Here is a 22,885-nt window from a genome sequence, read left to right as displayed (position 1 = left end):
TTTTATTCTATCTTTATCCTATATGGAGTAATGGTAATGACTATAACATTCTTCCAATCAATAGGAAACGCTAAAAAGGCAGGCATAATCGTCATGCTAAGACAATTATTTTTATTCGTTCCTGCCATGATTATTCTACCAATGACATTTGGAGTTAAGGCAGTATGGTTTGCTGAACCTCTTGTAGATTTAATTATGATTTTAGCTGGAATAGCAATGATGATTGGAGAGCTTAATAGAATGCCCTCTGAAATAAAAAAAATATAATAAACTATTTAAAAATATTACTAAAGGAGGTTTTAAAGTGAATTTAGTAAAAGAATATGTAAATAAAAGAAAAGGCTCATATTTTATGTCAATCTTACTGGCAATAATTGGAGTAGTGGCTGGGCTTTTTTCTTATATATACATGGCGAAAATTATTGTGAATTTGATTAATGGCATAAGGGATATTAGCTTATATACTCCACTATGCATAAATATTTTAATAACATTTGTTATTAAAGAAGTGGCAGCAGGAATATCAACAAGTATTTCCCATACCGCAACTTTTAACTCATTAGGAGAAATTAGAAATGATATTTCCAAAAAATTATTTAAGATGCCACTTGGAGATGTATTATCAAGATCATCTGGAGAATTAAAAAATATTATAGTTGAGCAAGTCGATTCTATGGAAACTTCACTTGCCCACCTAGTGCCAGAATTTACGGCAAACTTAGTAGGACCTGTTTTATTGTTTATTTATATGTTTACCTTAGATTGGCGATTGACCTTGCTATCACTAATTCCTTTTGTGGTGGGAATGGCTACCATGATGTCTGTTATGAATGCTCATTATAAGGAAATGTTTGGAAAGTCAGTTGCCATTGGTCAACATATGAATAATTCCATTGTTGAGTATATAAATGGGATAGAAGTAATCAAGACATTTAATCAAAGCGAATCATCTTATAAAAAATATGCTGATGCAGTTTATGACAATGCAAGTTTTTATTATAACTGGATGGGTGAATCTATGAATAGGGTTGCCATAGGTAGATTACTTTCTCCTATGGGAATTATTACCATCATACCCTTTGGGATTTTATTTTATATAAATGGAAGTATTGATTTAGGAAATTTAATTACCTTAATCGTCTTATCTTTTGCTACGGTTTCTAGCATTTTAAAAATCATGAACTATATGGATGATATGTCAAGAATATCAACTATAACTTCTGAAATAGGAAAAATTTTAGATTCAAAAGAGTTAGAAAATATTGACAAGGGAGAAAAAATAGAATCCTATAATATAGAACTTCAAGACGTAGACTTTTCTTACGATGGAAAAAATAAGGTTATAGATAATCTTTCTATGGAAATAAAAGAATCTAATGTTTCAGTCCTCGTTGGTCCTTCTGGGTCAGGCAAGTCCACGATAGCAAAACTTATTGCTGGATTTTGGAATGTAGATAAGGGATCTATTAAAATTGGCGGAGTAGAAACAAAAGATGTGTCGCTCGAAAACTTGTCTTCAATTATTTCTTTTGTATCCCAAGATAATTTTCTCTTTGATATGACTATAAAGGAAAATATTAGGCTTGGAAATAAGAATGCCTCTGACGAAGAAATTATAGATGTATGTAAAAAATCTGCCTGCCATGATTTTATTATGAATCTATCTAATGGTTATGATACAAGAGTTGGTGAAGGTGGAGGTCATCTGTCTGGAGGAGAAAGACAAAGAATATCTATTGCTCGTGCCATGCTAAAGAATGCACCAATCGTAATTTTAGATGAAGCAACTTCTTATATAGATCCTGAAAATGAAGCTCTCATACAAAACGCCTTGGCAAATCTAGTTAAGGGTAAAACTTTAATCATAATCGCTCATAGGTTAAAGACAATTGTTGATGCAGATAGGATATTCGTTATTAAAGATGGCAAATTAAATTCTTATGGTGCTCATGAAGAACTATTAAAGTCATCAGAACTTTATAAGGAAATGTATGCTGCAAATTTAAGGGGTGATGAAAATGCTTAATGTGTTTAAAAAGATATGGAATTTTTCAAAAGAAGAACAGGTAAATATTAAGAAATCCATTCTCGCTGGATTTTTGCACGCAGTATTTAATGCCCTTGAGTTTGGTGCAATTTACTATATGCTAGTAAATATATTCTCTAAAACTTTAGACTATAAGGCAATCTTTATTTGTCTCGGCATATTAGTAATATCTCTTGTTGGCAAAATTATGACACTAAAAATTTCACAGATGGCACAGACTCATGCAGGATATTTTATGGCAGCCCATAAGAGAATAGAAATAGGAGAAAAAATTAAAAGAGTTCCTATGGGTTTCTTTTCAAGCTTTTCACTTGGAAGATTAACTACAATTGCCACATCTTCACTTTCCCAAGCAGAAATGTGGGTGCCTATGCTTTTGGTTCTTGTACTTGGTGGAGTTTTAAATACTTTAGTCTTTGTCCTTGGAACTTTAATATTTAATGTAAAGGTAGGGCTTGTTGCAGTGGTAGGTGTAATAGTATTCTTTATAGTAACATCAATGATGGAGAAAAAATCATCAGCTAATGCAGACAAAATGACAGAAACACAAACAAGACTTACAAAAGAAGTATTAGCAACTTTACAAGGTATGCAGGTTATAAAATCCTATAATCTTGGTGGAGAAAATAACAGGGCCTTGAGAAAGTCTATAAAAGATACATCAAAAATACTCTTAGACCTGGAGAAATCTGTAGCACCCTACACAGTTATTCAAAGAATTGTAATGGGAATAACAACAGTATTTATGGTCTATGTATCATTAAAATTAAATTTATCTGGTGAACTTCCACTTGCTGAAACAATTCTTATGATTATGGCATCCTTTATTATCTTTGAAGGCTTAATCGGGGCAGGATCAAACATGGCAATCCTAAGAGCTTGCGAAAATGCCATAGATTCTGTAGGTTTTATCGACTCTATGCCTGATATGAGAGAAGGTAGTATTACAGAGCCTATAAAAAATCATGATATAGTCTTTAAAAATGTAAGCTTTTCTTATGATGATAGACCAATTTTAAAAAATGTATCAGCAGAGATAAAAGAAAATACCATGACTGCCATAGTTGGTCCATCTGGATCTGGTAAAACAACATTTTGTAATCTAATAGCGAGATTTTGGGATGTAAATTCTGGAGAAATTTTAATTGGTGGAAAGAATATTAAGGATTATAAGATAGAAAACCTTATGAATTCAATTTCCATGGTATTTCAAGACGTCTATCTCTTCGAAGACACTATTGAAAACAATATAAAATTTGGAAAACAAAATGCAAGCCATGAAGAAGTAGTTCAAGCTGCTAAAAAAGCAAGATGTCACGAATTTATAGAAGCTTTACCAGAAGGATATGACACTATCATTGGGGAAGGTGGAGCAAGCCTATCTGGTGGAGAAAAACAAAGAATCTCCATAGCCAGAGCCATGCTAAAAGACGCGGACATCATAATCTTTGATGAAGCCACAGCAAATATAGACCCAGAAAATGAAGATAAGCTTAAAGGAGCTATAGAACAACTTACAAAAAATAAAACAGTCATCATGATTGCCCACAGACTAAAGACAATAAGAAATGCAGATCAGATTTTAGTCTTAAAAGCAGGAGAAATAGTAGAACGTGGAAATCATGAAGAACTGATTAAAAATAATGGACTTTATTCTGACCTTATCAATGCAAAGGCTAAGGCAGAATCATGGAAATTAAATAATTGATTAAACGATAGATAATGAGACTGGTATTAGGCTAGTCTCTTTTTTTTTTGCCTATCAACACTTTTTAATAGAGGTGTTGATTTACATAAAAAACTAATTTAAAAAGCCAATCAATTAAATTGCATCAAAATAGAGAGGGTTAGTGCACGCTTTAAAGAGCGAGACGATCACTTTAAAATACTAGTATTCATGAAGTAATTATCGTTGTTCTCTTTTTATTTAATCTGTCTATTTCGATATTTATATTAATGGCAATAAACTTTACTCAAAAACACTTCCTTTGTCCTAAGGAATATAGAGGAAAGAAAATTAGGGTTAAAAATAGACCTGATTTCTTTGCCTGTGATATAGGAGGTGGAGTATGAGAGTAGAAAAGTTTGAAGGTAGACAAGAAATTATAAAATCTGAATACACAGAAAGGGATTTAATGGCAGAGCTTAATTTCTATCTATCGGATAAGTTTATCCAGGATCTCTTTCTTTTGGATGAAATTAGCCTTGAAGAATATAGGAAAATCAGGAAAGAAAACATTAAAAAGTTCAGACCTATTCTTTCAGAATTACTGCTATAAGACTTGATATATACTCATTTGTACGGGAATATAGCACTAGCAGAAAGGAGGTTGAATGGATGAAAAAGATAACAAAAATAGAAGCGAATCAAAAAGAAGAATCTACATTAAGAGTTGCTGCCTATGCAAGAGTATCAACTGATGAAGACGCTCAGCTAGTAAGTCTTAAAACGCAGAAGACACACTACGAAAAGATGATAGCAGAGAACAAGTCATATACTTTTGCAGGTCTATACTTTGACGAAGGCATTACTGGAACAAAGAAAGAATGTAGAGACGGTCTTTTAAAAATGCTAAAAGACTGTGAGAATGGGAAGATAGATTTTATCTTAACCAAATCAATCTCAAGGCTTGCAAGAAATACGACAGATTGTTTGGAAATCGTAAGAAGACTCCTTGACCTAAATATTGGTATCTATTTTGAAAAAGAAAATATTGATACCAGGACAATGGAAAGCGAGTTGATGTTATCCATACTTTCATCCCTTGCAGAAAGTGAATCCAGGTCTATTTCTGAAAATAACAAGTGGTCCATAAAGAAAAGATTTCAAAATGGAACTTTCATTATATCAAGCCCACCCTATGGCTATGAGAACATAGACGGAAAGATGGTAGTGAATGAAGAAGAAGGAAAAATAATAAAAGAAATATTTGAACAGTATCTTTCAGGTAAGGGAACGCACAAAATAGCAGAAGATTTAAATAAAAGAAAGATTAAAGGACAAAAAGGAGCAAGCTGGCATGGGTCGACTATAAACGGAATCTTAAAAAATGAGAAATATATAGGGGATGTCATCTACCAAAAGACTTATACAGATGAAAATTATAATAGACATAAAAATAAGGGAGAAGAAGACCAGTATAAGATAATAGACAATCATGAAGCCATTGTAAGTAGAGAGGACTTTGAGAAAGTTCAAGACCTAATAAAGATAAGGGCTATAGCAAAAGGAAATGGAGAAAACACCAAAAGATATCAAAATAGATATAGCCTATCAGGGAAAATAAAGTGTGGCGAGTGTGGTTCAACCTTTAAAAGAAGGCATCACTATAATGGCAAAGATAAATATATAGCCTGGACTTGTAGTGAACACCTTAAAGATATTAATAAATGTTCTATGAAGTTTATTAAAGACAAGGACATAAAACTAGCTTTTGTAACTTTAGTCAACAAGATAATCTTTGGAAAAGATAGTATCCTTACACCACTTTTAGAATCCTTAAAAAGAGTAGACAGCGAGGAAGAAGTCGAAAAGATAAATAAAATAGAAGAAAGCCTAGAAAAACTAAAGGAAAGAAAAGAGGTTCTAAACAAACTAATAACTTCGGGAGTTTTAGATGCAAGTATTTACGCAAAAGAAAGCAGTGAAATTTCAAGTGAAGGAAGTTATCTACTTAAAGAAAAGGAAAGAAGTAAAAAAGCCATCCTTGGAAATGAGGAAGAAATAAGAGAACTTGAAAAACTAATAGGAATTTTAGATAAAAGTGAAATGATAGATCGCTATAAAGGTGACTTGTTTGAAGAAATTATAGACCACATACAAGTTGTCAATAGAGAGACTCTTGATTTTCATTTAAAGTGTGGACTTGTATTAAGAGAGGAAGTGAAAGAAGATGTCTAGGTTATGCTATGGCTATACCATAAGAGACGGAAGATTAGAAGTTCAGGAAAAAGAAGCTGAGAATATAAGAAAAATCTTTAAAAACTATCTTGCTGGCAATGCCCTTATAAAGTCGGCAGACCTTGCAGGCGTGAAGAAAAACAGCTCCAGTGTAAAAAGAATCCTAACCAATAAAAAGTATTTAGGAAATGAAATCTATCCCAAGATAATAGATAGAGAAAGCTTTGAAAAGGCAGGTCAAATGTTAAAGGAAAGGGCAGTGGCCATGGGACGAGTTTGGGAAAAGGAAGAGAAGATTATTAAAGTTCCTTGTAAGTTTAGGTATAAAGAGGAAGGAATTCTACCAATAGATCCCTTTGAACGAGCAAGCCACCAGTACAATTTAATCGAGGCGATAGATGATGAATAGTAAGGTTATAGTAATACCAGCGAAGAAGAAAAAAGGAAATTCCATCAAGGAATCAGAAAAGAAGAAACTAAGAGTGGCAGCTTATGCGAGGGTATCAACAGATAGCGATGAACAGGCAACTTCTTATGACACTCAAGTAGACCACTACACAAATTATATAAAGAGAAATCCAGATTGGGAATTTGCAGGAGTTTTTTCTGATGAAGGAATCAGTGGAACATATACCAAGAAAAGAGCTGGCTTTAATAAAATGATTGAAGAAGCCATGGAAGGAAATATCGACTACATCATTACAAAGTCCATATCGAGGTTTGCTAGAAATACACTAGACTGCTTAAAGTATATTCGAAAACTAAAAGAGAATAACATCCCAGTTTACTTTGAAAAAGAAAACATCAACACCATGGATGCCAAGGGGGAAGTTCTCCTTACCATTATGGCATCTCTTGCTCAACAGGAAAGTCAGTCCTTATCACAAAATGTGAAGTTGGGATTTCAATACAGATTTCAACAAGGTCAAGTGCAAGTAAACCATAATAGGTTCTTAGGCTATACAAAAGACGAAGATGGAAAACTTGTCATCGTTCCTGAAGAAGCAAAAATTATAAAAAGGATCTACAGAGAATATTTAGAAGGAGCAAGCCTACGAGATATAAAGGGAGGACTAGAGAAAGACAAGATAGTAAATGGAGCAGGAAATAGGAAGTGGCATGTATCAAACCTCAATCAAATATTAACTAATGAAAAATATATGGGGGATGCCCTCTTACAAAAGACCTACACAGTGGATTTCCTAAATAAGAAGAGAGTAAAAAATGATGGGATTGCTCCTCAATATTATGTAGAAAATAGCCACGAAGCCATCATACCTAAAGAAATCTTCATGCGAGTTGGGGAAGAAATGGATAGACGAGCTAATATGGTAAGTGGAAAAGGAAAAAGAAGAATTTATTCCAGCAAATACGCACTTTCAAGTATTGTCTATTGCTCTAAATGTGGGGATATTTACAGAAGAATTGCTTGGAACAACAGAGGGAAGAAATATACTGTTTGGAGGTGTTGCACAAGAGTAACCCATGGACCAGAAGCATGTGAAGCAAGAACCATAAGAGAAGAAGACCTACAAGAGGCAGTGGTAGAAGCCATTAATCAACTTATATCTGAAAGCAGTGAATTAAAAGAAATAATAAAAGAGAATATAGAAAAAGCAATCACAGGTAATGGAAGTAGCAGAATTAAAGAAATAGACAAAGAAATGCTGGTGGTTCAAGAAGAACTTTTAAAAGTAGCTAATGCTAAGAAAGACTACACAGAACTTGCAGACAGGGTGGAAGAATTAAGGAACGAAAAAGAAAAGATACTTCTAAATGTGGCGGAAGAGAAGAATGAACAAAGCAGATTAATGGAATTAGAAGAGTTTTTAGAAGATCAGGAATTTGAGATGGAGAGATACGATGAAGAATTGGTAAGAAAGCTAGTGGAGAAGATTGTTGTTTATGAAGAGAAGCTTAAAGTAATATTCAAATCAGGACTTGAAGTTGAAATAGAAAATTGACAGGTATTAAAAGTAAATATACAATAAAAATAACAGTACCCGACACGCCTCTTAGTATAAAGCGAACCAAGTCGGGTCTTTTGATTTTACTTAATAGACTTAATATAATTGGTATAATATTATCATAAGCAATTGAGGATAATCGTGATCAAATAAAAAAATAAGTAGTTAAGTTAATAACTACTTATTAGGAAATCCTGAAATTGCAAATATGTCATCAATTGAGATACTAGTAAATTTATCTTCATATTTATTTTTGATGGAAGTAATTGATTTGATTAAAGATTGGTATTCTTTTTCGGGAATAGCTAGTTTAAGGACCAATATTAAATCGTGTAAATTTTTTCCAGTATAATTCTCATCAAAAAACTTTTCAAATATAGCGGTTTGACCAGCTTTATTCAATGAGAATGAATACATGACTTCATCATGGGCACAAACATTTCTGAAAAAATTACAGATTTTAATTATATCTATAAGTTCAGTCTTACTAATTTTTTCTTTAGACTGGTAACTTTCTTTATATCTCTCACCAAAATCTTTAGCAATTTTATTTTGAAGAGATTCACCTAGGGAATTATAAAAATAAGATATATTTCCTAAAGTAAGGAAATTTACAAGAACCCAAAGGGGGATGTGGTCATGCTTTTTTATATAATGCTTAATAGGTTTCTTGCCATTTGAATTTTTATTTTCTCTACTTATGGCATTGGATAATGTCCCTATATTTTTCAAAACATAATTTAGTTGATGCTTTGATGCAGAATAATTTTCAATTTGTAAGTAAGGATATAGTCCATCTCTGTGTAAGTCTGAAAAATGATAAGCACAGGATGTTTTTAGAAGTTTCTCAAAACGGAGCAGAGAAGAAAAAACCACTTCTTTTAATTCACGATCCATTTCATGAAGAGCATAAATTTCTTCAAAACTACTACCAGCTTTATATACATCTTCTACCCCATTAGAAGATGTATTATCTAAAAATGGAGTTTTATAGCCATTGATAAGGTTATAATAATTAACTTGTGATAAAATAATCTTAGCATATTCTGGATTATTAATGTCTAAACCTCTATTTGAGAGTATTTCAATTTGTTCATCATAAGTTTTAAACGGTTTACTCATATGCACACCTCATAAAAAAACGCCCCGCCACGTATGGCAAGGGCTTGTTCCTTACTTATATTATAGCAGAAAGTTCTATTAATTCAAGGTCTTACAGAAATAAAATTGGTAAGCATGGAAACTATAAAGATATCTAGAAAGGTTTATAATTAATTAGTGGACATATTTCCACATACGAGGCTTTTGAAAAAATTACAATTTTATCCATACTGACCACTCAAGCCATGTGGAGTGCATAGCGTTGATACAAAGAGTGAAATCGTGAAAATCCTGCATTTTAAGCAGTTTTACAAACATTATGTATTTGTAGAAGACGGAGAGGGAGGACGAAAAAAAGTCTTAAAAAATTATATGGATGTGAATGTTTGCATTGATATGGTGTGTGGAGATACAAAGAATGTTTTTGAAAGTGAGGAATAAGAAATTATGAGATGGATAATAAAAATAATCTTATTCCCAATTAGCTTGGTGTTAAGTATCCTCACAGCATTTCTGACATTTCTACTTGGTATCGGAACAGCCCTACTATATTTGCTGATGATGTTTTGTATATTTGGAGCAATTGCATCTTTTCTGCAAAAAGAAGTTACCATCGGAATAGAAGCATTGATTATTGGATTCTTAGTTAGTCCATACGGAATACCGATGGTTGGTGCAACTGTTATAGCTTTTTTACAAGGTATCAATGAGGCAATAAAATCAATCTAAAAAATTTCATAAAAATGGTTACCAAAGGCGATAGATGAAAAAACTATCGTCTTTTTCTTTGCAAATTTTTAAGGAGGGAGGTGATCTTGCATGGACTTTGACTATTTCTATAACAGAGAAGCAGAGCGATTTAACTTTCTGAAAGTGCCTGAAATATTAGTAGACGGAGAAGAATTTAAGGGACTGTCTGCTGAAGCCATTATCCTATACTCCATGCTTTTGAAACGCACAGGAATGTCCTTTAAGAATAACTGGGTGGACAAGGAAGGCAGAGTATTTATCTATTTTACTGTTGAAGAAATTATGAGAAGAAGAAATATCTCAAAGCCTACTGCCATAAAAACATTGGACGAGTTAGACAGTAAAAAAGGAATCGGACTGATTGAAAGAGTAAGGCTTGGACTTGGAAAACCTAATATCATTTATGTAAAAGACTTTATGAGTGTATTTCAGGTAAAAGAAAATGACTTTCAGAAGTCAAAAAACTTAACTTCAGAAGTAAGAGATTTTAACCTCAGAAGTAAAGAAAATGAACTTCAGGAAGTTCAAAATGTTGACTCTAACTATATAGAGAATAATAAGAGTAAATATAGTAAGAGAGAATATAGTTTTGGGAAAAGCGGACTTGGAACATTTCAAAATGTCTTTTTGAAAGATGAGGATATAGGAGAATTACAAATAAAAATGGCAGGAGAGCTTGATAACTACATTGAAAGACTATCAACCTATCTTCAAAGTACCGGAAAGACATATAAAGACCATAAAGCAACAATCCTTTCTTGGTTTTATAAAGATCAGGGAAGTAAGAAAAAAACCAATATCCCTACATGGGAGGAATATAACAAAGGAGTGCATCTATGAATAAAGAATTAGAAAAAGTGATGATAGAAGATGTGGAATACAGCTTTGATCCTGAAAAAGAATACATCAAAGACGGACACGCCTACTGTAAAGCGTGCCATGAAAGAAAAGATGGAAAAGCATTAGAATTTTTCGGAAAGCAGATGATATTTAAGACAGCTTGTAAATGCGATAGAGATAGGGAAGCGAAAGAAAAAGAAAGACAAAAGCAGCTTGAAATCGAGAGATTAAAAAGTATCTGCTTCACATCCATGATTCAATGGGCATATACCTTTGAAAACTATCAGGGAAAAGAAAATCAGAGTCTTATCATCGCAAAGAATTTTGTAAAAGACTATGAGCTGATGAGAAAAGAAAATATCGGACTCCTGTTCTATGGTTCGGTTGGTAGCGGAAAGACCTATCTTGCCTGCTCTATTGCCAATGCACTGATTGAACAATATCAGATAAACGTCAAGATTAGAAACTTTTCACAGATAATCAATGAACTGCAAAAAGGCGGATTTGACCTTGATAAAAACGCATATATCGAGTCCCTTGTAAACACTTCCATTCTCATCTTAGATGATTTAGGAATTGAAAGAGATACAAGCTATGCCAAAGAGCAGGTATATAACATTGTGAATAACAGGTACTTAAAGCATAAGCCAACAATCTTTACCACAAATCTTTCATACAGCCAAATTGAAAACTGTACGGAGAGTGTGGAATACCAAAGAATTTACTCAAGAATTATTGAGATGTGTATTCCTGTGATGGTGCTTGGAGAAGATTACAGAAAAGTTATTCAGGAAGAAAAATTAAAGAGGAATAAAGAAAGATTACTGACTGGAGGTGAGAGAACTTGATCAATGAAGAAATTGCAAGAAAAACGCTGAATATGGAAGTGAAAGCCGGAAAAGTAACAGCAAAACTTCTTTTGACTTTACTCAAGAAACTGATGAAAGAGGCTGAGAAACTCGGAGGACTGGAAAAGCTCGTTAGTAGCAAAGGAAATGAAGTGAAGCTCAAAGATATGGTTAAAAAGGGACAGCTTGAAGAAATTCCGGTAGAAGAAGCAGAGCTTAAAGAACTTAAAAAGGAACTGAATCGGTATGGGGTAAAGTTTTCTGTGATGAAAGATAAAGAAAGCGGAAAATACTCCGTATTCTTTCAGGCAAAAGACATGAAAGTGATGGATAAAGCCTTTAAACACGCTCTTGCAGAATCAGAAAAGAAAACGGAAAGGAAAGAGTCCATTCACAAAAATATTGAGAAGTTCAAGGAGATGGCAAAGAACACTGTTTCTAAAGATAAAGTCAAGAATAAACAAAAGGAGCAGAGCCTATGATAGATAAGATACTAAAAGACATCAAAGGCTTATTTAAGGTGCAAGATAAGGCAAAGTTGCTAAAGCAGAATATTCCCTATCTTGCATTTTTCTATGTTGGCAATATCTTTTCTCATCATGTAAGAGCCTATACTGGTGGAGATGTGATAGACAAAATCTTTCAAGGAATATTAGAACTTAATACCATGAGCTTTATTCCAAGTATTCATCCTTCTGACATTTTAATGGGCGTGGGAGTGGCAGCTCTAATTAAATTTATTGTCTATACCAAAGGGAAAAATGCAAAAAAGTTTAGGCAGGGGAAAGAGTATGGTTCAGCAAGATGGGGAACGAGAAAAGATATAGAGCCGTATGTGGATGAAAAGTTCCAAAACAATATCTTGCTTACTCAAACAGAGCGATTAACCATGAATGGCAGACCGGCAAATCCAAAGTATGCAAGAAATAAGAATGTACTTGTTATTGGTGGTTCTGGCTCCGGAAAGACGAGATTTTATGTAAAGCCAAACCTAATGCAAATGCACTCGTCATATTGTGTTACAGATCCTAAAGGAACGATAGTCATTGAGTGTGGCAAGATGCTTGAAGATAATGGCTATGAGATAAAAATCTTAAATACCATCAACTTCAAAAAGAGTATGAAGTACAATCCCTTTGCCTATCTCAGAAGTGAAAAAGACATCCTCAAATTAGTGCAGACAATCATTGCAAACACTAAGGGTGAAGGGGAAAAGGCAGGTGAGGATTTTTGGGTGAAAGCCGAGAAACTCTACTATACGGCTTTGATAGGTTATATTTTTTATGAAGCTCCAAGAGAAGAAAAGAACTTTGCAACACTACTGGATATGATAGATGCTTCAGAAGTCAGGGAAGATGATGAAACATATATGAATCCCATTGATAGACTATTTGAAGCATTGGAAAAGAAAGAGCCTACGCACTTTGCGGTAAAGCAATATAAGAAATACAAACTTGCTGCTGGAGTAATAGAATTAAGGAGAACACTTAATCACTGTTTTAGTGAAACATGTACTTCTTAATTCTTTTTTATTTTAGAAATTAAGAGGAAGGAGGAAAAAGTGAGGAATTTTGAAAAGATAACAGCACTCTATGAGAGATTAAGTCGAGATGATGAACTTGAAGGAGAAAGTAACTCAATCGTTAATCAAAAGAAAATCCTTGAAGAATATGCAAGTAAGAATAATTTAACCAACATCATCCATTTTACAGATGACGGAATAAGCGGGACACAGTTTGATAGACCAGGCTTTATGGAAATGATGAATGGAGTAAATACTGGAAATATCGGTTGTATCATCGTAAAGGATATGAGCAGACTCGGCAGAGATTATCTCAAAGTCGGTCAATGTATGGAGATATTAAGACAAAAGGGCGTAAGACTGATTGCTATCAATGACAATGTAGACAGCTTTTACAGAGAAGATGATTTTACCCCTTTTAGAAATATTATGAATGAATGGTATGCAAGAGATACTTCAAGAAAAATACAATCTACATTTAGATCAAAAGGAGAAAGCGGAAAGCATACGGCAAGCACTCCACCTTATGGCTACATCAAAGATGAAAAAGACAAAGATAAGTGGGTTGTAGATGAAAAAGCAGCCGAGATAGTAAGACGAATATTTAATCTTACAATGGACGGAGCAGGACCATACAAAATAGCAAAGATACTGGAAGCGGACAAGATAGATATACCCGCTTATCATCAGCAAAAAATGGGATATGGATTACATCAAAGCAAAAACTTTGAATATCCTTATCGTTGGTGTAGCTCCACAATTGCCAGTATCTTAAAGAAAAAAGAATACTTAGGGCATACAGTTAACTTTAAAACAAGAAAGCATTTCAAGGATAAGAAAAGTAAATATGTATCCGAAGATAAATGGCTCATCTTTGAAAATACTCACGAAGCAATCATAGACCAAGAAATCTTTGATAATGTGCAAAGGATAAGAGGAAATGTAAAAAGGTATCCTGATGGTTGGGGCGAATATCACCCACTAACAGGATTGATGTATTGTGCAGATTGCGGGAGCAAGATGTATGTTCATAGGACAAATAACTATAAGAATATTCCTTATTATGTTTGCAGTAATTATAAGAAAGTACCTTGCGGGACACTTTGTCCATCAGCTCATAGGATAAAAGCAGAAGTAGTCTTAAATCTTATTCAAGAAACATTAAAAGATATAAAAAATTATATTGATGAAGATAATGAAGCCTTTACCCGTTCCATTCAAAATGAAATGGAAGAAAAGGAAAAAGTAGAGATAGAAAAACAAAGAGTAAGGCTAATTAACAATAAGTCGAGGATACAAGAGTTAGAAAGGCTTATGTGCCGTATTTACGAGGATATGATACTAGAAAAAATACCAAGTAGTAGATATGAGATACTTAATAGCCAATACGAAACAGAGCAAAGAGCTCTAAGTAAAGAGATTGAAGACTTAGAGCTTGTAATATCAAGATATGAAAATGAAACAGACAGGGTAAGAAAATTCATATCGCTTATTAGTCGTTATGAAAACTTTGATGATCTCACAAACACAATGATAAATGAGTTTGTAGAGAAGATTATCATTCATGAAAGGGATAGAAAAGGCAGTCAAACATCAAAGCAAAAGATAGAAATATATTTTAACTTCGTAGGGAATTATGAGGTTCCAAAAGAAGAATTAAGCGAAGAAGAACGATCAAAACTTGAGGAAGAAGAACGAAAAATTAATGAGAGAAGGGACAGACTTCATCAAAATTATCTAAAGCGTAAAGCAAATGGAAAACAACAGGAGTATGAGGAAAGGTATAAGGAAAGGAGAGAACAGAAAAAACAGGAGAAGTTAAAGGTTTTGAAAAGGGCAGGTATACTGATGAAGGATTATAAAAACAAGGAATCATTTAAAGAGAGCGTGTAAAAATTACACGCTCTAAATTTATGTTTTATAATATTGGGATAAATTTCTTTAGTTAAGCATACTTCTATATTTACTTGGTGTGATACCATAAGTTGATTTGAATATTTTAGCAAAATGTCCTGTGTGTGTATAGCCAACTTTTTCTGCTATCGTAGATATTTTATACTCGGTATTTTTCAGCAATAATAATGCCTTATTAAGCCTTAGTTCTTTTAAGTACTCGTAGGGAGGAACACCGTAGTATTTGCGAAAAGCTAATTGAAATCGTGCAGGACTCATTAAAGCAATTTTAGAGAGTTCAAGTCCGTCAATATGAACCGATAAATCTTTTTTCATAGCTGATACAGCCCTTTTCAGATTTTGCTTATCTTTTTTAGTTAAAACAACGGATATATTTTTTTCCTTTTCTTCTAACTCTGTAATTATGATAGATAATAGTTCCATAACTTTGCTTTCCAAATATAAAGGCAAAATCTTTCCTTCAGCTTGGGATTCTCTTATCTGTTGAAATATAAAATTCAACTGCGGAGAATTTTGAGTTTTTAACAAATAAGAATTAAGAATCTTTGTTTTTTCATATTCAAAATCATCATATTTTAATTTTAAGAAAGTATCAAAGTATTCTTTGGTTAGGATTATTTTCGTAAACTTTACAGGCTTATTTGCCTCACAATAGGTATAAGTTTTCTTTTCTGTATTTAAGTAACAATATATACCTTTTTCTACATTATTTAACTTTCTGCCACCGACTTTAAATGAACTGCTTTCTGTTTCAAATTGGCTAATCTCTAAATACTTTTCAGATACTTCGGTTATTTTCTCCATTGTTTCATTTGGAGTAAAGTTAGCAATTAAAATTAGAATTAAACGGCTGTCAAATTTTAGTATGCGAAAAGTACCTTTGCCAAAATGGGGATCTATTTTAAAGATTTGTTTGTTTTCAGTTGATAAAGTTGGAACAGGAATAAAAGGAGCGTCATGTACTAAGTTTGTTAAATAATCAATAACTGTTCTATCCATCAATTCTACTCACCTCTTTTAATATCACAAATTTATTTTATTATATCACAAATTTATAAAAATGTAAATAGAAATACTGATAAAAAGCTTATAAATAAAGGGATTACAAGGAATATCAAAATTCATAGTTAGATTTTGAGTTATAAAAAATTAGCTTTATAATGAATGTAGTTAGTTAGATACGGCTAACAATTATGAAAGGAGATGGAATAACTAATGGAAAAAAAGAAGACAGGGATATCTTATGTATTCCAATTAGCAAAAGATGAGAGAAAAAAGCTACATTTAGGAATGTTTTTATCTGTCATTTCTGCGGCTTTATCATTAGTTCCTTATTTTGTAGTTTATAAGATATTACTAATGATATTCCAGAAGAATATTTCGTATACAGAAATTTTAATGTGGGCAGGTATAGGAATTATAAGTGCTGTTTTGCAAGCAATACTAATGTCCTTTGCGGGCATTTTATCTCATACAGCAGCTTTTAACACAATACACAGAATTAAGCTGAAAGTTGTAAATCATATTTCAAAATTTAATTTGGGATTCTTTCAAGAGCATGCCCCCGGAGAAATTAAAACATTGTTGTTTGATGATGTAGATAGAGTTGAAAATTTTTTGGCTCATAGCACTTTGGAATTAGCTCAGGCAGCAGTTGTTCCGGTTATTATGTTCATTTTCATGTTGAAATTAAATTGGATGATGGCACTTGTTATGCTTATTCCTATGATTTTGGGATTAGGAATTCCTATGATGCTAATGAAAAATTATCCGGATATGTCAACGGAGCTATCCGAAGATATTGCTGATTTAAATGCTTCGGCAAACGAATTTATAAAGGCTATGCCTGTAATAAAAATGTATCATTTAACAGCAGAAAAATTTGAACAATATAGAAGCTCATTGAATGCGTATATTACTTGTTGGAAAAAGATGTGTATGAGCTCTTGCTATCCTTTATCAATAACTTTAGTGGTTTTGGATTCAGCAATCTTATTTACATTGCCGTTCGGAGGATATTTCTTTTTGAGAAATTCTTTATCAGCAACATCCTATTTGCTATTTATTATGCTTACAATGTGCTTTTTTGTTTCGTTCTTAAATATGGTAACAATCTTTATGCAATCTATGGAGCTTGGAAGCGGATTGGATAACATAAAAAAAATAATGGATATGGATGAATTGAAAGACGGAACAAAAATCATAAACAAGAATGAGTGTATGAAAATAGATTTTAAAGACGTTACTTTCAGTTATGACGATGAAGAAACAAAAAATAAAGCATTACAACATATAAATTTATCCTTAAAACCGAATACAATAAATGCTTTTGTGGGACCTTCCGGTGCAGGCAAGACAACTGCTGCACAATTGATTGGGAGGTACTGGGATGTAACAAGTGGAGCAATTAAAATTAACGACATACCGATCAATGAATTAAAAATAGATAATTTGATGGACATTACATCATTTGTTTTTCAAGATGTATTTCTTTTGGAGGACACTCTCTATGAGAATATTCGTATGGGAACAGATGCAGATGAAAATAAGATTATTGAGGCTGCAAAAGCAGCACAAATTCATGACTTTATTATGAGTTTACCGAATGGATATCAGACAAGAATCGGGGATCAAGGGGTGAAATTGTCAGGTGGACAGCAACAAAGAATCTCAATCGCTAGGGCAATACTCAAAGATTCTCCAATTATTATTTTTGATGAAGCAACTTCCTATTCAGATATAGAAAATGAGTACCAGATACAGTTAGCACTTCAAAACTTGTTGAAAAATAAAACAATCATTATGATTGCTCATCGTTTGCATACTATTAAGAATGCAGATCAAATTGTTGTATTTGATGAAGGGGAAGTCGTAGAGGTTGGAACACATAAAACTCTTTTAGAAAGAAAAGGGGTCTATGAAAGTATGTGGAACACATACACAAAAGATTACTTTGGAGAGGGGGTAAGTGCAAATGCTTAAGATTATTAGAACACTTCTGAAAGATAAAAAAGAAAAATTGTATTTACCGATTTTTCTAATGGTTATTGATTCGATAGGAAGCATTGTTTTGTATTTAATGCTCTATTTTACCGTTGTTAATATATTGCAAAATACATTAACTAAAACCTTAATCATAGAATATACGGTAATATGTTTCATCAGTATGATTGCAAGGATACTGATTTATAGGCATGCATACTATTTGAGCTTTTCAAGAGGAGCTGAAATGTGTGGAGATATGCGTTTGGATTTAGCAAATCATTATAGGAGTTTGAGCCTTGGTCATTTCCAAAAAAATAGTAGTGGTTATCTATTATCAACTCTTACAAAGGATTTGAGTAGTTTTGAACTGATCATAACGCACACTTTACCATCGGTTATTAAAACGGCAGTTACAGCAATATTGATTTTATTAGGCACATTTTTTATCGATTGGAAGCTCGCATTATTAGAGTGTTTAGTATTGCTTATCGCATATCCTATGTTGATATGGGGCAACAAATTGATAGAAAAATACGGGGCAAGAAAAAGAAATTTAAATTCTAAGATGATTTCTATTATTTTAGAGTACATTCAAGGTATGAAAGCGTTTAAGTCAGCTAATATGACAAGTGAACATTTTGAAAGAATGATAAATACACTTGAAAATGTTAGAAAGACAAGCGTAAACGCAGAAAAGAAAATGGCGTTACCTACAAGTATGTACTTTATCACAGTTAACTTTTTGCTTCCGATAGTTCTTCTTATAGGAGGATATTTGCTTATAAATGGTAGTGTTAGAACTGAACAGTTTGTGGCTTTTATGCTTATGAGTTTAGCATTATCTGCACTTCTTATTGCCTTTCAACATTCCTATGGACTATTGAAAGATTTGAAATTAGCTGCAAGTAATCTTGAGAAAGCTTATGAAACGAAGCCATTGCCTTATTCTGAAAATGAAGTTGAATTAGAAAATTTTGATATTCAATTTAAGAATGTAAATTTTTCTTATGATAGAAATAAAACGATTCTGAACAATATTTCTTTTGAAGCAAAAGAAGGAACTTCTACAGCTTTAATTGGTCCTTCCGGTGGAGGAAAAACTACAATCGCTAATTTGATTGCAAGATTTTGGGATGTAAATAGTGGAGAAATTATAATTGGTGGAAAAAATATAAAATCCATAAAACCTGATGTGTTGCTTAAATATGTTAGTCAGGTTTTTCAAGATAATGTACTGTTAACCGATACTGTTTATAACAATATCAGGGTTGGAAAACCTAATGCAACAAAGGAAGAAGTTTATCAAGCTGCAAAATTAGCTTGTTGCCATGAATTTATTTTGAAAATGAAGGATGGATATGAAACGGAAATAAAAGATGGAGGAAGTACATTATCCGGCGGTGAACGACAAAGGATTGCTATTGCAAGAGCGATTCTGAAGGATGCACCAATTCTTTTGTTGGATGAATCTACAGCTTCTCTTGATCCTGATAATGAAGCTAAAATCAATAATGCTTTGGAGCATTTAATGCAAGGAAAGACAGTTTTTGTTATTGCTCACAGATTGAATACCATTAAAAACGCTAATCAAATTATTTTGATAAATAACGGAAGAATTGAAGAACAAGGAAATCATAATGAACTTTATGGAAAAAAAGGACATTACTATGAAATGGTAAATACACAGGAAAGAGCGAAAAAGTGGATGATAAAGGAGAATAGTTATGGAGAGGCTTAGTACTTTGAAAGAAAAGACAAAAGGTAAAGTTGTTGAAATTATTGGTGATACACATTTTCAAAGCAGAATAATATCTATCGGAATAACTGTCGGAAGCGATGTTGAAGTTATCCAGAATTATAAAAAGCAACCTATTCTCATTTATTGTAGAGATACGATGATAGCTGTCAATAAGATAGAGGCAGAGAAAATAATGATGGAGGTACTTTGAGATATGAAGAAAATAACGATTGCTTTGCTGGGGCAGCCTAATTCTGGAAAATCGACTTTGTTTAATGGGTTGACAGGCTCAAATCAACATGTTGGAAATTGGCCGGGTAAAACCGTTGAGAAAAAAGAAGGCGAATTTTCGTATAAAGATACCAATTATACGATTGTGGATTTACCAGGAACTTACGGATTATCAGCAAATTCAGAGGAAGAAGTTATAACAAGAGAATATATAGAAACCGGGAACGCAGACCTAATTGCTATTATGGCAGATGCTTCACAATTAAATCGAAGTCTATTTATGCTCTCTGACTACATTGGAATAAATATTCCGGTTGTCTTAATCATGAACATGATGGATGTTGCTACAAGTCAAGGGAAAAATATAAATATAAAGGGGTTACAAAAATCCTTGAATATACCTGTCATTCCTATCGTTGCGGCAGATAAAAAGGAATACAAAGAGTTTTATGCTTTTCTGGAGCATTCAGATAGAGGAAAAATTTTATCTGACGAAAATTTAGAAAGGGCATATGAAAATATTGTTGGAGATAACTATAAGCTATTAAAAAAACATATCCCTGATAAAGGTATAGGTGTATTTTCAAAGTCGTGGATTATCGGAAAATTATTAGATCAGGATGCAAAAGTAATTGCGTTAGTAAAAGATAATGTTGAAAAAGTCGAATTTGAAGAAATAGAGAACGTATTAAAAAGCATAAAAAATGGCAATTTAATAACCGGTAATTGTAAATTTGAATGGATAGATAAACTTATCAATGCAAATGTTATTCAGAAAAAGAGAGTATTTAAGAGAAGCAAATTTGATCGTATAGCCACAAGTAAAGCTTTCGGAAAACCTATGGCTATCGGAGTTATCATTTTAGGATTAGTTGCTTCTATGCTCATCGGATTTCCGCTAATGGGGTTATTTGGGTTTGTTATACCTAAAATATCAACATTGTTGGCAAAGGGGCTTGTCGCCATTGGAGTATCAAATTGGCTGATTTCACTTTTGTGTGGAGCCGTAATGACTGCAATTACTTTTGCATTGCAAATGGCAAGTTATGTATTGGGAATTAGCTTAGTATTTGGATTCTTGGAAGATGTAGGATATATGGCAAGAGTTTCCTATGTCTTTGACAACACTATGTCGAAATTAGGATTGCAAGGAAAAGCAATTATGCCGTTCTTGTTAAGTTTCGGCTGTAATATAGGTGGAATCACAGGAACGAGAGTAATTGATTCATGGGGACAGAGGGTTATGACGATTGCATTATCTTGGGTAGTCCCTTGCGGGTCAACATGGGGAGTAGTCGGGCTTGTTACAGGAACATTCTTCGGAAAACAGGCAGTATTTGTGATATTAAGCCTATTTGCAGTTGCTTTTCTACATTTACTAATCACATATAGGATTTTCAGAAAATCGCTTTATGAGGGAAGTGAACATTTTGGAATGATTATGGAACTTCCACCATATCACAAGCCACATTGGAAAAATTTACTTTCTTCTGTAATGAATAGGATGGGAAATGTACTGAAAAGGGCATTGAGTATCATTATCCTTATTTCTGTTATATTTTGGATTCTTGCCTATACGCCTGATGGAAATATAGCTAACAGCCTTATTTATAAAGTAGGAACATTTATAGAGCCTGTAACAAAATTGTTTGGGTTACCATGGCAATTATTTATGGCTTTTGTTGCTTCTGCAATGGGAAAAGAATCGGCATTAGGAGTAATGGCATCATTATTTACTTCTTCAGGAATATGGCATGCAGTTGAGGTTAAAGGGACAGTAGATACCGCTATTCTAAGCAATAATATGTTGACAATGATTTCAAAGCCGGAAGCCTTAGCATTTACTTTTGCCTTTTTCTTCAATATGCCTTGTTTGATGGCTCTTGCAGCTACCGCACAAGAAACACATTCAAAAAAATGGACGATAAAAATAGCACTGTATTATATATTATCGGCTCTAATTATATCTTGTGTTGCATATCATATTGGACTACTGATTTTTTAAGGTGTGATAAGTATGCTTATACAACTATTAGAAGTATTGAAAAAGAAAAAGACTTGCACTTTGCAAGAACTTGCTGAACTGACAGGTGAGGATTTAGATAGTGTAAAAATGAAAATTGAATATCTCGAAAATAATGGATATTTGGTAAAAACTAAAAGGTCTGCAACAAGTAAATGCCAAAGTCAATGTTCGGGATGCTCGAATTGTGTTGTTAATCAAGATGATATTTGGATTGTAAAAGAGTAGTTTGGTTAAGTACAGAATCAAAGAATGGAGGTTAAAATGTAGCTAAGCAATGGAGGGATAAATAATGAAAACACTAAATTTTGTTATTCACATAAGATATATTTATCATTTTTTATGCTTGGAATTGCTTACACGTAGCAATAACACTTTACCAGAAACAACAAAATAGAAAATCATATAAAATATTAGTTTTTAAGCCGAGAGGACTTTTTACGTCAAAGTGTAGAAGTCCTCCTTTTTTATTCTCAAAAAGCAAAACAGAGAACTTAAAAAGGAGGATAACACAATGCCTAATAAGGAATATTACCTTTATGTCAAAGGGGAAGCTATACCCATAAGTGAAGAAGTCTACAAAGCCTATTGGAAGATAACAGAGCATGAAAAATATCTTCAGAAAAAGGATTGCAAGTATGGAGTTATTCCATTTTCATCATTAGATCATGATGGACACTTTGTAGATAACATCATAGATGAAAAAATAGACTTAGAAAAAATTGTAGAAGTCAAAATGCAAATTGAAGAACTGCATAAGGCATTAGCTACACTGACAAAAGAAGAAAGAGAGTTAATGGAAGCCATCTTCTACAGAGAAGAAAGTCTTAGGTCAATCAGCAGAAAAGAGAAAGTTACACATCAGGCAATCGGACAAAGGAGGGATCAAATTTTAGAAAAACTAAGAAAGATTTTAGAAGATAAAATCTAAAAAATGATGAAAGGTTAAGTATCAAAGAAAGGTGCTTAGCCTTTCTTTGTTTGGAACACAACAATATTGAAATGGAGGAATGAAAAA

The 22,885-nt window shown here is 33.0% G+C and carries 19 protein-coding genes and 2 pseudogenes; 19 read left to right on the top strand and 2 right to left on the bottom strand.

The window, feature by feature from the left end; translation table 11 throughout:
* From WMO19_RS08640 to WMO19_RS08610, 7 genes and pseudogenes are all read left to right on the top strand, one after another.
* Positions 1-267 (top strand): annotated as a pseudogene (locus WMO19_RS08640) (MATE family efflux transporter); the annotation flags it as partial.
* Positions 268-304: 37 nt separating this feature from the next.
* Positions 305-2,026, top strand: a complete 1,722-nt coding sequence (locus WMO19_RS08635; protein ID WP_349171411.1) for an ABC transporter ATP-binding protein — start codon at positions 305-307, stop codon at positions 2,024-2,026.
* Positions 2,019-3,755 carry an ABC transporter ATP-binding protein gene (locus WMO19_RS08630; RefSeq protein ID WP_349171409.1) on the top strand — a complete coding sequence of 579 codons (1,737 nt, stop codon included), beginning with the start codon at positions 2,019-2,021 and terminating at the stop codon, positions 3,753-3,755. Before WMO19_RS08635 ends, WMO19_RS08630 begins: the two co-directional genes overlap by 8 nt.
* Positions 3,756-4,116: 361 nt before the next feature.
* Positions 4,117-4,326, top strand: coding sequence for an SHOCT domain-containing protein (locus WMO19_RS08625; protein ID WP_349171407.1), 210 nt, complete (start codon positions 4,117-4,119; stop codon positions 4,324-4,326).
* Between the two features lie 59 nt (positions 4,327-4,385).
* Positions 4,386-5,948, top strand: a complete 1,563-nt coding sequence (locus tag WMO19_RS08620) for a recombinase family protein (RefSeq protein WP_349171406.1) — start codon at positions 4,386-4,388, stop codon at positions 5,946-5,948.
* Entirely contained in the window at positions 5,941-6,357 is a 417-nt protein-coding gene (locus WMO19_RS08615; protein WP_349171404.1) for a recombinase family protein, read from the top strand. Before WMO19_RS08620 ends, WMO19_RS08615 begins: the two co-directional genes overlap by 8 nt.
* On the top strand, positions 6,350-7,912 hold the full coding sequence (locus tag WMO19_RS08610) for a recombinase family protein (protein ID WP_349171412.1): 1,563 nt from the start codon (positions 6,350-6,352) through the stop codon (positions 7,910-7,912). Before WMO19_RS08615 ends, WMO19_RS08610 begins: the two co-directional genes overlap by 8 nt.
* Before the next feature lie 180 nt (positions 7,913-8,092).
* Here the strand turns inward: WMO19_RS08610 and WMO19_RS08605 are convergent, their stop codons facing one another.
* Positions 8,093-9,037, bottom strand: coding sequence for an Abi family protein (locus WMO19_RS08605; RefSeq protein ID WP_349171402.1), 945 nt, complete (start codon positions 9,035-9,037; stop codon positions 8,093-8,095).
* Between the two features lie 426 nt (positions 9,038-9,463).
* Here WMO19_RS08605 and WMO19_RS08600 point away from each other — a divergent pair, with 426 nt between their 5' ends.
* The 6 genes and pseudogenes from WMO19_RS08600 (at position 9,464) to WMO19_RS08575 (ending at position 14,869) form a co-directional block, all read left to right on the top strand.
* Positions 9,464-9,745 carry a CD1845 family protein gene (locus WMO19_RS08600; RefSeq protein WP_001267198.1) on the top strand — a complete coding sequence of 94 codons (282 nt, stop codon included), beginning with the start codon at positions 9,464-9,466 and terminating at the stop codon, positions 9,743-9,745.
* Positions 9,746-9,835: 90 nt separating this feature from the next.
* Positions 9,836-10,606 (top strand): replication initiator protein A, encoded by a 771-nt coding sequence (locus tag WMO19_RS08595; protein ID WP_349171400.1) that lies wholly within the window; start codon positions 9,836-9,838, stop codon positions 10,604-10,606.
* Positions 10,603-11,454, top strand: coding sequence for an ATP-binding protein (locus WMO19_RS08590; RefSeq protein ID WP_174117869.1), 852 nt, complete (start codon positions 10,603-10,605; stop codon positions 11,452-11,454). The genes WMO19_RS08595 and WMO19_RS08590 overlap by 4 nt, the downstream gene beginning before the upstream one ends.
* On the top strand, positions 11,451-11,936 hold the full coding sequence (locus WMO19_RS08585) for a PcfB family protein (RefSeq protein WP_055328033.1): 486 nt from the start codon (positions 11,451-11,453) through the stop codon (positions 11,934-11,936). Before WMO19_RS08590 ends, WMO19_RS08585 begins: the two co-directional genes overlap by 4 nt.
* Positions 11,933-12,919: pseudogene (locus tag WMO19_RS08580) on the top strand (type IV secretory system conjugative DNA transfer family protein); the annotation flags it as partial. The gene WMO19_RS08585 and the pseudogene WMO19_RS08580, both read left to right, overlap by 4 nt.
* Before the next feature lie 96 nt (positions 12,920-13,015).
* Positions 13,016-14,869, top strand: a complete 1,854-nt coding sequence (locus WMO19_RS08575; RefSeq protein WP_085839265.1) for a recombinase family protein — start codon at positions 13,016-13,018, stop codon at positions 14,867-14,869.
* Positions 14,870-14,917: 48 nt separating this feature from the next.
* Here WMO19_RS08575 and WMO19_RS08570 read toward each other — a convergent pair whose 3' ends face one another.
* The gene (locus tag WMO19_RS08570; protein ID WP_308593727.1) at positions 14,918-15,889 is read right to left on the bottom strand and encodes a helix-turn-helix transcriptional regulator; all 972 of its coding nucleotides are present in this window, start codon (positions 15,887-15,889) and stop codon (positions 14,918-14,920) included.
* A gap of 216 nt (positions 15,890-16,105) precedes the next feature.
* Here WMO19_RS08570 and WMO19_RS08565 point away from each other — a divergent pair, with 216 nt between their 5' ends.
* From WMO19_RS08565 to WMO19_RS08540, 6 genes are all read left to right on the top strand, one after another.
* The gene (locus tag WMO19_RS08565; RefSeq protein WP_236785116.1) at positions 16,106-17,872 is read left to right on the top strand and encodes an ABC transporter ATP-binding protein; all 1,767 of its coding nucleotides are present in this window, start codon (positions 16,106-16,108) and stop codon (positions 17,870-17,872) included.
* Positions 17,865-19,613 (top strand): ABC transporter ATP-binding protein, encoded by a 1,749-nt coding sequence (locus WMO19_RS08560; RefSeq protein ID WP_002416392.1) that lies wholly within the window; start codon positions 17,865-17,867, stop codon positions 19,611-19,613. The genes WMO19_RS08565 and WMO19_RS08560 overlap by 8 nt, the downstream gene beginning before the upstream one ends.
* A complete protein-coding gene (locus WMO19_RS08555; protein WP_002416391.1) occupies positions 19,600-19,824 on the top strand; it encodes a FeoA family protein in 225 nt (74 codons plus the stop codon). Before WMO19_RS08560 ends, WMO19_RS08555 begins: the two co-directional genes overlap by 14 nt.
* Positions 19,825-19,827: 3 nt before the next feature.
* On the top strand, positions 19,828-21,849 hold the full coding sequence (feoB, locus tag WMO19_RS08550; protein WP_019117881.1) for a ferrous iron transport protein B: 2,022 nt from the start codon (positions 19,828-19,830) through the stop codon (positions 21,847-21,849).
* Positions 21,850-21,861: 12 nt separating this feature from the next.
* Positions 21,862-22,095 (top strand): hypothetical protein, encoded by a 234-nt coding sequence (locus tag WMO19_RS08545; RefSeq protein WP_002416388.1) that lies wholly within the window; start codon positions 21,862-21,864, stop codon positions 22,093-22,095.
* A gap of 286 nt (positions 22,096-22,381) precedes the next feature.
* On the top strand, positions 22,382-22,798 hold the full coding sequence (locus tag WMO19_RS08540) for a sigma-70 family RNA polymerase sigma factor (protein WP_002416386.1): 417 nt from the start codon (positions 22,382-22,384) through the stop codon (positions 22,796-22,798).
* The last annotated feature ends 87 nt before the right edge of the window (positions 22,799-22,885 follow it).

Source organism: Peptoniphilus hominis (ex Hitch et al. 2025) (assembly GCF_040096015.1).
In the GTDB taxonomy this organism is placed as follows: Bacteria; Bacillota; Clostridia; order Tissierellales; family Peptoniphilaceae; genus Peptoniphilus_A; species Peptoniphilus_A hominis.
Note: the sequence above shows the minus strand (reverse complement) of the source record. Positions and strands in the feature narration are given on the sequence as shown.

Excerpts from the sequence above, each read along its gene's own strand:
- feoB (WP_019117881.1), top strand. The coding sequence starts at position 19,828 with ATGAAGAAAATAACGATTGCTTTGCTGGGGCAGCCTAATTCTGGAAAA.
- WMO19_RS08545 (WP_002416388.1), top strand. The coding sequence starts at position 21,862 with ATGCTTATACAACTATTAGAAGTATTGAAAAAGAAAAAGACTTGCACT.
- WMO19_RS08600 (WP_001267198.1), top strand. The coding sequence starts at position 9,464 with ATGAGATGGATAATAAAAATAATCTTATTCCCAATTAGCTTGGTGTTA.
- WMO19_RS08560 (WP_002416392.1), top strand. The coding sequence starts at position 17,865 with ATGCTTAAGATTATTAGAACACTTCTGAAAGATAAAAAAGAAAAATTG.
- WMO19_RS08540 (WP_002416386.1), top strand. The coding sequence starts at position 22,382 with ATGCCTAATAAGGAATATTACCTTTATGTCAAAGGGGAAGCTATACCC.
- WMO19_RS08610 (WP_349171412.1), top strand. The coding sequence starts at position 6,350 with ATGAATAGTAAGGTTATAGTAATACCAGCGAAGAAGAAAAAAGGAAAT.
- WMO19_RS08595 (WP_349171400.1), top strand. The coding sequence starts at position 9,836 with ATGGACTTTGACTATTTCTATAACAGAGAAGCAGAGCGATTTAACTTT.
- WMO19_RS08555 (WP_002416391.1), top strand. The coding sequence starts at position 19,600 with ATGGAGAGGCTTAGTACTTTGAAAGAAAAGACAAAAGGTAAAGTTGTT.
- WMO19_RS08615 (WP_349171404.1), top strand. The coding sequence starts at position 5,941 with ATGTCTAGGTTATGCTATGGCTATACCATAAGAGACGGAAGATTAGAA.
- WMO19_RS08590 (WP_174117869.1), top strand. The coding sequence starts at position 10,603 with ATGAATAAAGAATTAGAAAAAGTGATGATAGAAGATGTGGAATACAGC.
- WMO19_RS08565 (WP_236785116.1), top strand. The coding sequence starts at position 16,106 with ATGGAAAAAAAGAAGACAGGGATATCTTATGTATTCCAATTAGCAAAA.
- WMO19_RS08605 (WP_349171402.1), bottom strand. The coding sequence starts at position 9,037 with ATGAGTAAACCGTTTAAAACTTATGATGAACAAATTGAAATACTCTCA.
- WMO19_RS08570 (WP_308593727.1), bottom strand. The coding sequence starts at position 15,889 with ATGGATAGAACAGTTATTGATTATTTAACAAACTTAGTACATGACGCT.
- WMO19_RS08625 (WP_349171407.1), top strand. The coding sequence starts at position 4,117 with ATGAGAGTAGAAAAGTTTGAAGGTAGACAAGAAATTATAAAATCTGAA.
- WMO19_RS08620 (WP_349171406.1), top strand. The coding sequence starts at position 4,386 with ATGAAAAAGATAACAAAAATAGAAGCGAATCAAAAAGAAGAATCTACA.
- WMO19_RS08630 (WP_349171409.1), top strand. The coding sequence starts at position 2,019 with ATGCTTAATGTGTTTAAAAAGATATGGAATTTTTCAAAAGAAGAACAG.